This window comes from Vibrio sp. S457-15 (assembly GCF_000960545.1).
Taxonomy (GTDB): Bacteria; Pseudomonadota; Gammaproteobacteria; order Enterobacterales; family Vibrionaceae; genus Vibrio; species Vibrio parahaemolyticus.
Genome location: NZ_JYOQ01000174.1, coordinates 96755 through 110849, shown reverse-complemented (window position 1 = coordinate 110849; position 14095 = coordinate 96755). Strand labels below are relative to the sequence as shown.

Genomic DNA, 14095 nt, shown 5'->3' with positions numbered 1-14095 from the left:
AACCCCTAGCTTAACGCGTAATTGGCAGTGAGCAGTCTGCACCCCATTCTGTCCATGAACCGTCATAAACAGATAAGTTGCGTAAGCCTAGTTGATGAGTTGCCAACAATAAAATACAGGCAGTCACACCTGAGCCACAGCTGAAAATGATTGAATTGTCATTATATAGCGACAGTTCGCTAAATGCTTGTTTCAATTCTGAGTTCGGTTTGATGTAACCGTTATCCAGCAGTTCTTGAAAAGGCAGGCACAACGAGTTTGGAATATGGCCACTGCGCAATCCTTCTCTTGGCTCAGGCACTTCACCAAAAAAGCGCGCTCGTGAGCGAGCATCAACAATATGCGCACTGCAATTGTTTGAGTACTCTAATACTGCATTTGCGTCCAAAAATGCATTTTTATTTAATTTTCCCGAAAAATTTCCTAATTGTTCAGGTTTTGCGAGCGAATCTACGACGGGCAATCCCGCTTCTATCCAAGCTGGAAGTCCACCATTAAGTACTTTGACGTTCTCGTGTCCCATCGCTTTGAGCATCCACCATGCGCGTGGTGAAGCAAGCGTACCTGAGTTGTCATAAACGATGATCAAGTCCTCGTTATTTAGCCCAAGCTTTTGCGCGCTTGCATTAAATCCTGCTTCGGTTGGCATCATGTGCGGCAAAGAGGTATCAGGCAGACAAAAGTCATTGTCGTAATCAAAACGGTAAGTGTTTGGAATCCATTTATCGGTGATTTTTTTGCTTTCAGAAGGAATTTGAAAGCTAATGCTTGCGTCTAAAAGCTTTACATTTGGTTGGTCGAGTAGGGCATGGAGTTCTTTTGCACTGATCAATGCTTGCATTGCTAAATCCTTCTTGTCGTGGGAGTGACCACTGTTCTAGTTACAGCTGACGAATGAAAGTGATGGTTCAAAAGTTGAGCTTGTCGCTTGCCTAAATGTGGCTGTCGAACCGATCGCACAATCAGTTGTTATCGGAACGGCGACGCGTTGTTGTTCGATATCAGGAGCATCTATCGTCAGGTAACGTCGTTGCCCGTCTAAAGACTGAGTCAAAGTGTTGTTGATGACGGTCGCTGATAAGGTTTTTTCGCTGGTGGGTGAGCCCCACAAAAGTAAAAGGAGCAGAGCAATCGAACCGATGAGGACCAAACTGTAAGTTTTGGGGTTATCCAAGTTGAGTTCCACCCGTTTAGGCTAGCGTAAGCCTATTGTTTTACAATAAAAAAATCGCATGTTCAAAGAACGATGCGATTTTTTCTGATATTTAACATCTCTAAGAGGTTTAGGTTTGTTTGCTATTCATGACATTCATGCTTACAGGCGCCAAGATGAATCTTCTGCTGATATCACGTGCTGCACGGGGTCTGAACCGTCATAAAACCAAACTTCGACTAACAGATTTTCTTGGCTATCGGAGACTGGAAAATTCATTTCGGCTTTTCCGTTGATGAGTGCTTCAGAAGCTACTTTGCTTGCGTATTTCGCTTGATAGGTACCTGAAGTCATCTCTTGATACTCTTTATAGACACTAAGGTGCGCACGTTGTGAAGAGTAGCCACTAATGTCAACAGATAGAGCACGAGCGACGATCGGATCGTAGTCGTAGCCATCTGGTACGTTCAGCGTTTGCATGCTTGGTTCTTCGACCACGATGGTGGTCTGAGTTGGTGGAGGCGTTGAACTGTCACCGCTTTTATCACCGCCGCCACCTCCACCGCCGCAGGCTGTTAACGCTAATCCCATGATGATTGTGATTAAATTTTTCATAATGTGGTCTCCTATGGAATGTAGCATTTGTTTGCTTTTGGTGAGGCATGCCAGTTAGCATTTTGACTGCCGGCTGATTCAGCGTAAGTGGCAAATTGTGGATACGCGTCGACCAAGTCTACGTTTTCCAATGGCCACTCCCAGTCCTCAACAATCAGCAGAGCCCAAGGTAGGTTGTTGCTGGTTTTGAAGTAAGTACCTTGTACAGGATCACTTGCATCAACCCCGAGTCCATATAAGTTGGTATCATCAAACTGCTTGGTTGGCGCTTGATCCGGTAGGTGTACTTCCCATTTTCGGCCTGGTTGGAAGGTAATACCGTCACCGTGGTAAGTGTTTGGTGTTGCAAAGATAAATGGGTCGTAAGGCATGGCTTGTAAGCCAGAGCGGTCAGAGCCTTCCTTAAAATAAACCGTCAACGTAAAAGAGAAAGCAACGTTGTCATCACATCCTGATTGAGTTCGGAAGTAGGTACAATTGCTTTGCGTGTATTGGCTGAGATCATCGCTGATGATGAAAATGGCCTCTTCCGAGATAGTTTCCAATCCATTGCTTGCTTGTTGAACGCCGTTAAACGACAGGGTAGTTAAGCCATTCTCGATGCTTGCTTTTGCTATGCCCGGTAAACGAATAGCAAAGCCATTTTTGTATCCTGCACCGTAAGCGGCGAGGTCACCGGTGATTTGAATGTTCTCGACCACACCTTCCATACGCGTTTCTGTGATTCGGAACTGAATGACGACGTCGTTCATGTCGTAGTCTGCGGTGTATGGCCAGTTATCCTCAAACGCTACCGTTGCGTAGCCTTCTGCACTTGGGAAATGCTGAACAGATACGCCATTTTCGGTGATAGTGATTGGATGATCTTCCACTTCGCCGGAGGTTGAGCCGCCATCGTATTTGAGCCCTGTTTGTTGACTAAAGCGGAATCGGCTCCAACTTGGTCCTGCGGTTGCCAATTCAGAGACGATAAATGGAAGTGTGTTGTTTCCTGCTGCGAGTAACTGGTCTGTAAATACTTGTTCACCTTCATCTGCGAAATCACCGTCGCGGTTCCAGTCAAACCAAGCGGATAAGTAGCCAGAAGTAGACGCTGTCACATTCACCATTGAGCTCAAACCTGGATCGAGTGCGGCAACAAAGCCAACACCATCTTCGTCTGCGGTACCAACTTTGTTGTCGCCAGAAGGTGCGATTTGTCCATCTGAATCGCCATCAGGCGCAATGAAACCAAGCCATGTCACACCATCGATTTCGTGTCGTGGACCGTTTGAGGAAAGAAGCGTGTGGTAACTATCTGGAGCATCGCCAAAATCGATTGGGTCATCTTCATCAATAACTGGCGCGTTGGCGCAGCGTGCACCGTCATTTTGGCTTGAACTCGGGCCGTTCGAGACAAACTCAACCGCAGGGACAATGCCTGCGTTGATGTGTGAAGCGTTGTCCGCTGACAAATTAATACGGTAGATTTTTCCGTCTTGATTGCGGGAAACGTAGTAATTGCCGTTGACGTCAAAATAGCCCGCACCAAAGGTACCGGTTTCGCCCGTATCTCCAATCATAGTGGCTTGGCCGTTTGCAGTATTGAATTTGTAGAGAATGCCGGAGTTGTTGTCGATTCCGTAAAGCGAACCGTCGCCAGGATGAAAGGCAAAATCCGTCAAGTTGACGTTTGCGGTCGCGGTAATTTGCGTAAGTGTTAGCGTCGCATTTGGATCGGTATCTAACGGTGACAAATCAATGGAAAATAATCCTTTGCCTTTTCGATATAAGTAGTAAACGTGATTATAAACATCGCCAACAAAAAACGTATGGCTAGGCAAACCAGCGACATTCAGTGTTTCTGCTTGAAAGTCTTTCCCTAAACGGACGATTTTCAAGTTGGTGGTATCGTAGCCATAAATGTATCTGTCTGTGAAGTCGAACCCGACGGCATTGATCCCTGATGCCAAACCCACATCATCAGCTAATAAAGTGGTGGAACCCGTAACCAGATTGACGCCATAAACTTGAACGGGGGTCGATTGGAATAAATACGCTTTGCTCGGACAAGTGTCGAAAGGCGCCGCATTCGCATAAGCGCTTACGAACAGTGATCCGAGTATTAGTGATGTTCTTTTCATGATTCGCCCTCTCATTGATTTGTTTTATATGCAATGAAAGGAGCGTGCCAATTCTTAAGTGGCTGTTTTTGAAGGATATTGACAACTAAAAGTTCGAGGTTTTAATTTTGAATCTCAGAATAAGAAAAAAGCCCAACGTTGCGTTGAGCTTTTTGAGAACCGATTGACACGGGAGCGAATGCGTTACTTACCCACAAACAGGGCAGGTGGGCATTTTCATCAAGTTCATTTCTCTCCACGACATGCTGAGTGCATCGAGAATAAGGATTTTCCCTTTCTTTGGCTGGCCGTAATTTGCGATCACCTTGATGGTTTCCATCGCTTGTACAGCACCCACAATCCCGACCACTGGTGCCATTACACCCGCTTCAACGCAGCTTAGTGCACCGCTACCAAATAGTGCACTCAAACACTGGTAACAAGGTTGAGTTGGATCGTCGTACGTAAACACGCTCACTTGACCTTCCATACGAATTGCCGCACCAGAGATAAGCGGGGTTTTCGTTGCAAAGCAGAGGCGGTTCAGTTGATTACGAGTGTCGACGTTATCAGACGCATCAACTACCACAGTGTGTTGTTCAATCAAAGCTTGAAGTTGAGCATCATCGAGACGTTTGGCAACGGTGTTTACCTTGATGTGGGGGTTAAGTTCTCGCAGCGCATCGGCGGCAGAATCCACCTTTTTGCGGCCGATATCTGTGTCGTGGTGTAATACTTGGCGCTGCAAATTAGAGAGCTCTACAATGTCGTCATCGATGAGCGTAATACGGCCGACACCTGCTGTGGCGAGGTATTGGCTAGAAGCACAGCCTAAACCGCCCGCACCCAAAATAAGCACGGAGCTTTGTTTGAGCGCTTCTTGCCCTTCGAAATCGAACTGGCGAAGAATGATCTGGCGGTTATAGCGCAGCATCTCCTGATCGGAAAGAATATCCACAGCACGTTCCTAGTATAACGTTGAGTTAAACAGTTGGATTTGAACCGTTTCGCCAACTTCCACGCGGCCACGCTCACGTTCCAACACCACAAAGCAGTTTGCCAAACTCATTGAGCGGAAGGCACCAGAACTTTGGTTGCCAGTGGTTTCAACGACAAATTTGCCATCTTCTAGCGTGTAGATGCCACGTTGGTAATCCGTGCGGCCCGGCGCTTTCTTAAATGCAGTTTTTGTCGTAGCAGGGATAGACTCAGGTGCTTTCCATTCAGTATGGCCAGCCAATTTCGCCAACATTGGCTGAACAAGTACGTACATGGTTAGCACAGCAGATACAGGGTTACCTGGTAGACCGCAGAACCAAGCTGTACTTAACTTACCAAATGCGAAAGGTTTACCCGGCTTGATTGCCAGTTTCCAAAAACCGATTTCTCCAAGTTGTTCTAGAATGTCCTTGGTGTAGTCTGCTTCGCCAACACTGACGCCGCCAGAGGTGACAACTACATCCGCGAGCGTTTGTGCTTTTTCAAACGTCGCTTTTAATGTTTCTGGGCAGTCAGGGATAATGCCAAGATCAATCGCTTCACAACCAAAGTTTTCGATAAGCGGTTTAATGCCGTAACGGTTGCTGTCGTAGATTTGACCTGCTTCGAGTGGCTCACCTAATGGTTTAAGTTCATCACCTGTCGAGAAAAATGCCACCTTCGGTTTACGTACAACAGTGACATGGCTTACGCCAAGAGAAGCAATCATTGGAATATCGCGTGGTGTTAGGCGCGCGCCTTTTGCTAATACGATATCGCCTTGCTTGATGTCGTCACCAGTTGGGCGGATGTTATTTTGAGGTTTCACATCCGTTTGGTTGAACTGGATACCCGCTTCGGTCACGGTCGTGTTTTCTTGCATGATGACGGCATCGCAACCTTCCGGAATTTTCGCGCCAGTCATGATTCGAACACAAGTGCCTGTTGGCCATTCACCTTCAAAAGGTTGGCCCGCAAAGGATTTGCCCACCATCGGCAATACAGTCGACGCTTCTAAATCTTGAATACGGATTGCGTAACCGTCCATTGCTGAGTTGTCAAAAGGCGGTACGTGAATTGGCGATAAAACGTCTTCGGCCAGTACAAAACCCAGAGCATCAGCAAGAGGAAGAGAAAGTGTCGTTTGGATAGGTTTGATGCGCGATAACATTTTGTCCATCGCTTCTTCAATTGGCATCAAGCCAGGTGCGTCGCAGCAGCCCATTGAGATAATCCTATGTTCTTTTGTTTTGTGGCAACTCTACCATAAAATCGGACTTGGTAAGAATGTCCACCTATAAAATATGGGTGTAATTATTCAAAAATCCGAGTATCCTTGTCACCCATCCGAAAGGGGTAAACGCCTATCGGAACTAAAGAAAACGGCTCAGTGTATTCTTGTTATGTGCCTTGGCGATATGAACATCTAACTGAGCAACTTAGACGCTAACGGGATGAAAACAATGCAATTGTATTTCACACCGAGAGTGGTAGTTACAAAAGAGGAAGTGGAATGTCAGGTCTTAGCGAGTCAGCGAAGTTAGTAAAAGAAGCGCTAGAGCAACGCGGTTTAGAAACACCAATGCGTCCTAATGCCGTGAGCCGTGAAGAGAAGAAAGAAAAGATCGAGCACCACATGCGTGAGATCCTAACCCTGCTTCAACTCGACCTTACGGATGACAGCCTAGAAGAGACGCCACATCGCATTGCAAAAATGTACGTGGACGAGATTTTCTCTGGTTTGGATTACTCCAACTTCCCAAAAATCACGGTTATTGAAAACAAGATGAACGTAAGTGAAATGGTTCGCGTGAAAGACATCACCGTAACCAGCACGTGTGAACACCATCTTGTCACGATCGACGGCAAAGCTGCCGTTGCGTATATCCCTCGTGGTAAAATCATTGGCTTGTCTAAGATCAACCGTATTGTCCGTTTCTTCGCGCAACGTCCTCAAGTTCAAGAGCGTATGACACAGCAAATCCTAGTTGCGTTGCAAACATTGCTTGAGTCTGACGATGTGGCCGTGACTATCGACGCGACGCATTACTGCGTGAAATCACGTGGTGTTATGGATGCAACCAGCGAAACGACAACCACAGCTTTAGGTGGTATTTTTAAGAGCAACCCAGCCACTCGCGCTGAGTTTCTGCATGGTTTACGCTAGTCAAAGCGAAGTATAGATTTGAGAGAGGATGGCAACGTGCCATCCTTTTTTATACCTGAATCATGGGTAAGTGAGTCGCAATAAATAATATTTATGCAATAGTGTGTTGACAGTCACATTCGTTGCTCTTAGTATATGCGCCCAATGAACGGCTACAACGTGTAATCGTTTGTTTTGAAAAGAGATATCTCTCTAAGTTCAGCTGATCTCGGTCAGTTGTCTTTCTTTTTTTCTAATAATAGAAAGACAACAAATTTGAGACTTGGCATGACTACACAAAGCACTATCAGCACCTCTTCCATTTCCGCTCCTGTAACAGAAACCAGTTGGCAAAAGAAAGCCATGCTAAGTGTCGCGTTTTTGATGGCGACGACCTCTGTTGGCCCAGGCTTTTTGACTCAAACTGCTGTCTTCACGAACATCTACAAAGTCGACATGGCGTTTCCAGTATTGGCTTCGATCTTTATCACGTTTGGTATCGTGATGAACTTGTGGCGCATTGTGGGCGTTTCTGGCATGCGAATCCAAGACATTGCGAACAAAGTGGCGCCGGGTATGGGTTATGGTGTCGGTATTCTCCTTGCGCTTGGAGCTGTGGCGTTTAACTTTGGCAACGTAAGTGGCGCGGCGTTAGGCATTAATGTGTTAACGGGCGTGGACACGACTTGGGGTGCGCTGTTTACTGGTGTGGTCGGCTGTTTGCTGTTTGTGGTTCATAACGCCTCCAAACGAATGGACCAAATGGCTCGCTACCTTGGCTTGTTCATGATTGTTCTGATCGCATACGTGGCAATGACGAGCTTACCTCCGATGGGAGAGACACTAAGTGCAGCGGTGATGCCTATGGATGTTGGAAGCTTGCTTCTGCCTACATTGACTATCGTTGGCGGCGCAGTTGGCGGCTACTACACGGGTGCACAACGCCTAGTGGACATCGGCTTGAAAGGTAAAGAGAACGTACCTTCCATCACTTCAACGGCGTGGGCTGGTATCTCTATTGCGGTGGTTATTCGCGTACTACTGTTTTTAGCGGTGTTTGGCGTTATTGCGACAGGCGCAACGTTGGATTCAGCTAACCCGGCAGCCGACGCTTTCCGTCAAGGTGCTGGCCAGCTTGGTTACTTCATCTTTGGCTTAGTACTGTTTGTCGCTTCCATCACGTCTGTGGTGGGTAACTCTTACATGGCTATCTCATTAATTAAGACGCTTTTCCCCGTTGTAGCGCGAAACGAAAAAGCGTGGTGTGTCGGCTTCATTATCCTAACTTCGCTAGGCACGGTTACCATGGACATGCCAATTCTTCTGCTTATGTTAGCGGGCTTAGTGAACAGCATTATCCTTCCTATCGTTTTGGGTACCGTCTTAGTTGCGACAAAACGCAAAGATATCGTCGGTGACTACCAACACCCAATGTACTTAACGCTAACTGGAGCAGCGATTGTTATCGTGATGGCTGCATCGAGTTTGACTAACGTCGGTAACTTCATGGCGAAGTTTACGGGTTAATACTTTGTTGATAGTGATAAAAAACGGCCTCTTAATGAGGCCGTTTTTTATGCTTGTTTGGTCGGGGTTCTTACAATTTCTGGCCAGTACATTTTCACATAACCTGCCGATACCCAAACGACCAATACGGTTGCGATACTGAGTTCTAAAAAGCCGAAATCGTGTAACCAATGCCATTGAGGATGAGATTGTGCGAAAAAAGAGGTTAATCGGTGCATCGCAATGGCGCTGATGACTGAAGGAAAAGTCACCGCTGCAATCGAGGGTTGGAACTTCAATCGAAGTAAGCGGAAATAACATAAGTAGATCAGTAGCGTCATTGTGATCGCGATTCCCGCCAACGCGCCCGTCAGAATAGGGTCGGGTTGGGGAAAATTCACTAAATAAGCTGCCAGTGACAAGTTAACGGGCGCGGCCATAATCGCGAGCGTTGGTCTTGCTCGTCTTGGCAGTGAGCCAAAAAACACCAAGCGATACAACACCAGTGGCAGCATAAAGAAGTAAATGCCGATACACATGATCGCGAGGGTTTCGGAAAATAGATTATGACCGAATTGCGAACCAGCCAATGAGCTACTGATTAATCCAACAGGGTAGAGGAACCAGCTCGGGACGATGTTCGACATTTTGAAGTTCATGAGCTGGAAGCCAAAAAACAGCACCATCATTGTAAAATGAAGCAGTACAGCTAAACACCAAAGGGGATAGGCAATGAGTGGTGCAACCGACGCGAGATAATCGGTCAGGATCAATAATGCCATGCTCATTGGTGCCATTAAACTACCACTTAACGGGTGCTTAATATCCGCCATAAATAGGCGAGGATTGGTGGCGTACTTAATCAGAACGGGAGCGAGCAATAACGCGCCAAATGAAGCCAGAAAAGGACGAATTGGCGTACCAATATCGGGAACATAGAGCGCCCACGCTTGGCCAAGCCCGATCATACCCAGTGCCAGCGCCGCTTGAGAAGGTGGGACACTATAAAACTGCACAAGTCTTTTCCAGTTCAAATCTACTCCGAATTGATTTTGCCCGAATGAAACGAAAAGTGATGTTTAAAACCAAATTATCTTTGGCTGCTTTGCGTGTGAAAATCGCGAACGGCGTGGAATCAGATCGTTGATTCTCTTCATCTTAGTCTGCTGCTGCCTTGCATTGCGAAACGCAAATTTTCAACGCATGTTTTACGCAATTGTTGACTCATTTGGGCCTGTAATGGGCGGGTTTGAGTGGAACAATTGCTCTATTTTATGGCGCGAATACTAACAAGTTTAACAGGCGATGACGCCTAAACATGATGGGTAAATATCAGAGAATGAGAATTTTGTGAGTTTGGTATCGAATATTTGCGAACCGTTGCAAAATTATAGAAATGCAGGCTCCAAACATTCGTGATACTTACAAGTAGGTTTGGAGCCGGAGTGCTTTAAGTTGCCTAGGAGGCCTGATTTTCAGGGAGATCTTGTTGACGTAGCTTGTCATTTTTAAGCGTACGATGCAGCAACTGGCTGTAAATAGGTTGTCCACCAAGCAACTGTGCGACAATCACCGCCCCTAGACAGGTAATGATCAGCGGAAGAATCAGATAGTAGTTGTTGGTCATTTCGATCACCAACAAAATACCAGTGATAGGCGCGCGAACTGTCGCAGCGAACAGCGCTCCCATTCCTGCAATCGCAAAGACGCCAGGTTCTATATCAAGCGTTGGCAACAGAACATCTGCGCTTGCGCCAAATGCGTATCCAAACAGTGTGCCCAGCGCGAGCATTGGCGCGAAAATACCGCCTGGTGCGCCAGAGCCAAAGCAAAGCAAAGTTGTGACCACGCGACCAATAAACAGCAGCACTAAAATAGAGATCGAGTAGTTACCTGTTGTGACATCGGGAATAAGTGCAATACCCCCGCCTGTTAATTGAGGTACGTAAAGCAACAGCAGGCCAAATACGCCGCCCAAAATTGAGCCCGTGATCAGGTAACGTTTACGGTCGTTTTTATGAATAGCAACAAAGCTGTCTTGCGCCACCGTAATCAGTTTGTTGAAGATCACGCCAAACACGCCAAACAGTGCGCCAAGTAATAGGAACAACCACAATGTTTGAAGCGCTGGGGATTGATATTGCGGCATGGTGATTACGGCGTCTTGACCATTGATGGCGCGGAACACAATGTTCGCCATAATGGCAGAAATGATCACGGCACGAATCGAGATGAGCGAGTAGCGAAACTGAGGTCGCATTTCCTCAACTACGAACATGATCCCCGCAAGCGGTGCATTAAAGGCCGCAGCCAATCCGCCAGCAGCACCAGAAGCGAGCAGGGAATGGCGAGTATCGTCATCTTTAACGCGGAAAATATCGGTCACCATTCGACCTACTGCACCGCCCATTTGCACCGTTGGGCCTTCACGACCAAGCACCATACCAGAGCCAAGTGCGCCCATGCCGCCGAAGAATTTTACTGGCAGGACTCGCCACCAACGCACAGGACGAATGTTGTCCATCGCGCCTTCAATTTCAGGGATACCTGAGCCCGCCGCCTCTGGGGCAAAGCGGTGAACAAGAAAGTAGCCAATAAAAGCAAGCAACGCGCTGATCAGCACCGCAGCAAGCCAAAGAGGAAGTACGCTACCGATTTCGCTTCTCAGCCATTCGGTACGGGTTTCAGAAACAAAATGAACCGCAAGTTCGAAGTAAGTACCGACGAAACCAGCTAATGTGCCGACGATGGCGGCCATAATCAGGACAGAAAATGGTGTGGACCCTCGAGAGACAAACTGGTTAATCGCATCTTTCGGTACGTGCGCTAACACAGATTTCACAATTCTCTCTCGTTTGGTCATTAACAAATTCTCCTGAAGGTTGTGGAAAGGAAGAACGAAAGTATACGCTTCGGAGAGTCTAGACCTAATCAGTAAAGATGCAATTTAGCTTTCCACTATTGAGTGTTCGAAGAATCTCGACGACAACCATTATTTAGGATTGTGCTATTGCTCTCATATTTGGCGGTTTTTTGATATAAAAAAACTTGTTTTCTGAGCAAAATGAACCATGCTTTAAGTGTAAAGCAACATGACTGCTTCAGAAGGAGGGATGTGAGGTTTTACACACAATTTGGATGGATTCAAACCCTACAGTAAGTCCTCGTTTTATGTTCGGGATGCATCAATAGACATCATCGATTCGCAAACTCACGATTGAGTAACGAGGTAGAGGCGCACGCAAGAGTGCGCCTTCTTAATGTCTGCTAGATAACATTTTCGTACTCGCCTCTAAATTATTCTCTTTGATAAATCCAAGCCTAGCGTTAAGGTCGTTGTTTTACGTTTTAACTTTAAACATACCATGCGATTTGCTTCTCGAACTTTGCTATTTTCCTGCTGTGTCGCGGCATCCTTTTCTTCATGGGCTTCGCAACGCTGGTGGCAAGAAGTCTTGTCTTCTACGCCGTACCAGAAACTGAGTGAACAGATTCAACATGATGGGAACTGGTATCCGTGTGATGTGCAGATTGGTGAGACAGAAAACCTCGGCCGTTCTTTCTGTTTAGATGAGTTTTCCTACTATCAGCAGACGCTATACGGCGAGGTGGTATTCGAAGAAAAGAAAGCGCAATTCTCCTTTTTAACCGAGTATCAGAGACAAACGCTGAGTGAGCTCATTCTTAATCTAAGAAAAGATGGTTTGGTGATGCGAAGCTTAGCAATCGGCAACGATCGATACGATATCGCAGCGTCGCTGAAAAACAAATCTGCAGGAGAGGTCGACAAAGAAGTGGTGTTGCTGATAAATCGCTACCCGCCAGAGATTGAGAGGTCGATGGTTTGGGTAAAAGCAGATGAGTTTACAGAGCCATCACCGCACGTAGTCATTACTTTACGCAGTGATGGCGAAATGATCGAGTTGCGACTTACTCGGCTTTAGTTTCTTTATGCAAAGCAAGAAATGTCGCCATGGCAGATTCATCTAAAAATCCGTCTGCCTTTTTATGTGCGCGCAGGTATTGGTACCCTGCAATGAGCTTTCGATGAAGCTCTTCTTTATCTTCTGTCAGCTCTTCATTCATCACGTGTTGGAAAGCCAATTTATAGGCATCCAAATCCACTACTTCAGCTCGGCGGTAGAGATAACCGCAACCCGTCGCTAACCATTCAAGAGAGCAGTTTGCCCGCATCGCAATCTGATTGGCTTTGGTTAGGCTAGGTTCGCTGCCTTTTAGGTACTTTCGGATGAGCGCTTCCGACACATCAACGCGTCGCGCAAATCCGCTGATGCTTTCTTCGCCAATCAAAGTGGCTAAACGTTGGGCAAAAGACATATTTCGTACTCCAGTTCGAATTGCGAAAGTTTACCCGTTGAGACGACGTGAAAACAAGACTAGGATGAATGCAGTTCAATTGAAGGAGAAAACCCATGGTTGCAAAAGTTGTGACTGCACCAAATGGCCCTGAATTTTCAGAGCTAGTTCAAGGATATTGGCGTGCGGCAGATTGGGGAATGACGGCTCAAGAGCGTTTGTCATTTCTTAAGCAACATATTGAGTTAGGGATCACTACGGTCGATCACGCAGACATTTACGGTAACTACGAATGTGAAGCGTTGTTTGGTGAAGCGTTAGCCTTGGATAAAAGCGTACGCGACCAAATCCAGATCGTGACCAAATGTGACATTAATTTGTGTGGTGACAAAACACCTGAACGCAAAATTAATCACTACGACACAAGTTCGGCTCACATTTACCAATCAGTGAACAACTCACTTGAGCGCTTAAATGTGGATGAAATCGATGTGCTATTGATCCATCGTCCAGATGTATTGATGGATGCTGATGAAGTTGCGGAAGCATTCACGGAGCTGCACAAAGTCGGTAAAGTGAAGCACTTTGGTGTGTCCAATTTTACGCCACGTCAGTTCGAATTGCTGCAATCGCGCCTTGGTAAACCTCTTGTGACTAACCAAGTGGAAATCAACCCGCTTAATTTTGAGGTTGCGCACGATGGAACGCTAGACCAAATGCAAATGTTGCGCACGCGTCCAATGGCTTGGTCTTGTTTAGGTGGCGGCTCAATCTTCAGTGGGGAAAGCGAGCAAGCGATTCTCGTTCGTAACGAGCTAGAAGCGATTCGTGAAGAAGTGGGTGCGATCAGCATTGACCAAGTGATTTACGCTTGGGTACGTCGCTTGCCATCTAAGCCAATTCCAATCATTGGTTCAGGGAAAATTGAGCGTGTGCAAACGGCCGTGAATGCACTGAATATCGAATTGACTCGCGAGCAATGGTATCGAGTTTGGGTTGCTTCGAAAGGTCACGGTGTGCCATAGAAAGCGTATTAGCATCGTGATTTTGCTTAAGGCATCTTATTAGATGCCTTTTTTGATGTTTCCTCTTTCCTTTCTTCACTTTAGCAAGTAACGAACTTTTTCTCGGTTTTCTGGAGCTTAAATAAACGCAACCCTATGCGTATCAAGGGTTGAGAATGGTCAGTAGGCTTTGTTCGATGTCACTAAATCGACAGTGAAATGCGTTGTTTCTTGTTGGCTAGGTTCACTCATCTATTGATCTTGCGTATGCTTA

Annotated in this window: 13 protein-coding genes; 4 read left to right on the top strand and 9 right to left on the bottom strand. The window is 46.5% G+C overall.

The window, feature by feature from the left end:
• Nucleotides 1-10: 10 nt before the first annotated feature.
• The 6 genes from UF05_RS17830 to moeA all read right to left on the bottom strand — a co-directional run bounded on the left by UF05_RS17830 (nucleotide 11) and on the right by moeA (nucleotide 6073).
• Nucleotides 11-841: a sulfurtransferase gene (locus UF05_RS17830; RefSeq protein WP_025632485.1), complete on the bottom strand. Its 831-nt coding sequence runs from the start codon at nucleotides 839-841 to the stop codon at nucleotides 11-13.
• A gap of 36 nt (nucleotides 842-877) precedes the next feature.
• Nucleotides 878-1174, bottom strand: a complete 297-nt coding sequence (locus UF05_RS26765) for a hypothetical protein (protein WP_025632484.1) — start codon at nucleotides 1172-1174, stop codon at nucleotides 878-880.
• 141 nt (nucleotides 1175-1315) lie between these two features.
• Nucleotides 1316-1768, bottom strand: coding sequence for a hypothetical protein (locus UF05_RS17820; protein WP_025632483.1), 453 nt, complete (start codon nucleotides 1766-1768; stop codon nucleotides 1316-1318).
• An 11-nt stretch (nucleotides 1769-1779) separates the two neighbouring features.
• The gene (locus UF05_RS17815; protein WP_045545458.1) at nucleotides 1780-3891 is read right to left on the bottom strand and encodes an LruC domain-containing protein; all 2112 of its coding nucleotides are present in this window, start codon (nucleotides 3889-3891) and stop codon (nucleotides 1780-1782) included.
• A gap of 187 nt (nucleotides 3892-4078) precedes the next feature.
• Complete coding sequence (gene moeB, locus UF05_RS17810; protein WP_031777950.1) at nucleotides 4079-4828, bottom strand: molybdopterin-synthase adenylyltransferase MoeB; 750 nt, start codon at nucleotides 4826-4828, stop codon at nucleotides 4079-4081.
• A 9-nt stretch (nucleotides 4829-4837) separates the two neighbouring features.
• A complete protein-coding gene (gene moeA / locus UF05_RS17805) occupies nucleotides 4838-6073 on the bottom strand; it encodes a molybdopterin molybdotransferase MoeA (protein WP_020838039.1) in 1236 nt (411 codons plus the stop codon).
• 288 nt (nucleotides 6074-6361) lie between these two features.
• Between moeA and folE the strand changes: the two genes are divergently transcribed.
• The gene (gene folE / locus UF05_RS17800; RefSeq protein ID WP_005477356.1) at nucleotides 6362-7015 is read left to right on the top strand and encodes a GTP cyclohydrolase I FolE; all 654 of its coding nucleotides are present in this window, start codon (nucleotides 6362-6364) and stop codon (nucleotides 7013-7015) included.
• Between the two features lie 267 nt (nucleotides 7016-7282).
• On the top strand, nucleotides 7283-8521 hold the full coding sequence (locus tag UF05_RS17795) for an NRAMP family divalent metal transporter (protein ID WP_005463559.1): 1239 nt from the start codon (nucleotides 7283-7285) through the stop codon (nucleotides 8519-8521).
• A gap of 47 nt (nucleotides 8522-8568) precedes the next feature.
• Here UF05_RS17795 and UF05_RS17790 read toward each other — a convergent pair whose 3' ends face one another.
• Nucleotides 8569-9516: a TDT family transporter gene (locus tag UF05_RS17790; RefSeq protein WP_005477193.1), complete on the bottom strand. Its 948-nt coding sequence runs from the start codon at nucleotides 9514-9516 to the stop codon at nucleotides 8569-8571.
• 443 nt (nucleotides 9517-9959) lie between these two features.
• On the bottom strand, nucleotides 9960-11363 hold the full coding sequence (clcA, locus tag UF05_RS17785) for a H(+)/Cl(-) exchange transporter ClcA (RefSeq protein WP_005463563.1): 1404 nt from the start codon (nucleotides 11361-11363) through the stop codon (nucleotides 9960-9962).
• Nucleotides 11364-11865: 502 nt separating this feature from the next.
• Between clcA and UF05_RS17780 the strand changes: the two genes are divergently transcribed.
• Nucleotides 11866-12444 carry a hypothetical protein gene (locus tag UF05_RS17780; RefSeq protein WP_025559688.1) on the top strand — a complete coding sequence of 193 codons (579 nt, stop codon included), beginning with the start codon at nucleotides 11866-11868 and terminating at the stop codon, nucleotides 12442-12444.
• On the opposite strand, the gene UF05_RS17775 is transcribed toward UF05_RS17780, so the two are convergent.
• Nucleotides 12431-12838 (bottom strand): transcriptional regulator, encoded by a 408-nt coding sequence (locus UF05_RS17775; RefSeq protein ID WP_045545457.1) that lies wholly within the window; start codon nucleotides 12836-12838, stop codon nucleotides 12431-12433. The genes UF05_RS17780 and UF05_RS17775 overlap by 14 nt on opposite strands.
• Before the next feature lie 95 nt (nucleotides 12839-12933).
• Here UF05_RS17775 and UF05_RS17770 point away from each other — a divergent pair, with 95 nt between their 5' ends.
• Nucleotides 12934-13842 carry an aldo/keto reductase gene (locus UF05_RS17770; protein WP_045545456.1) on the top strand — a complete coding sequence of 303 codons (909 nt, stop codon included), beginning with the start codon at nucleotides 12934-12936 and terminating at the stop codon, nucleotides 13840-13842.
• Nucleotides 13843-14095: the final 253 nt, after the last annotated feature.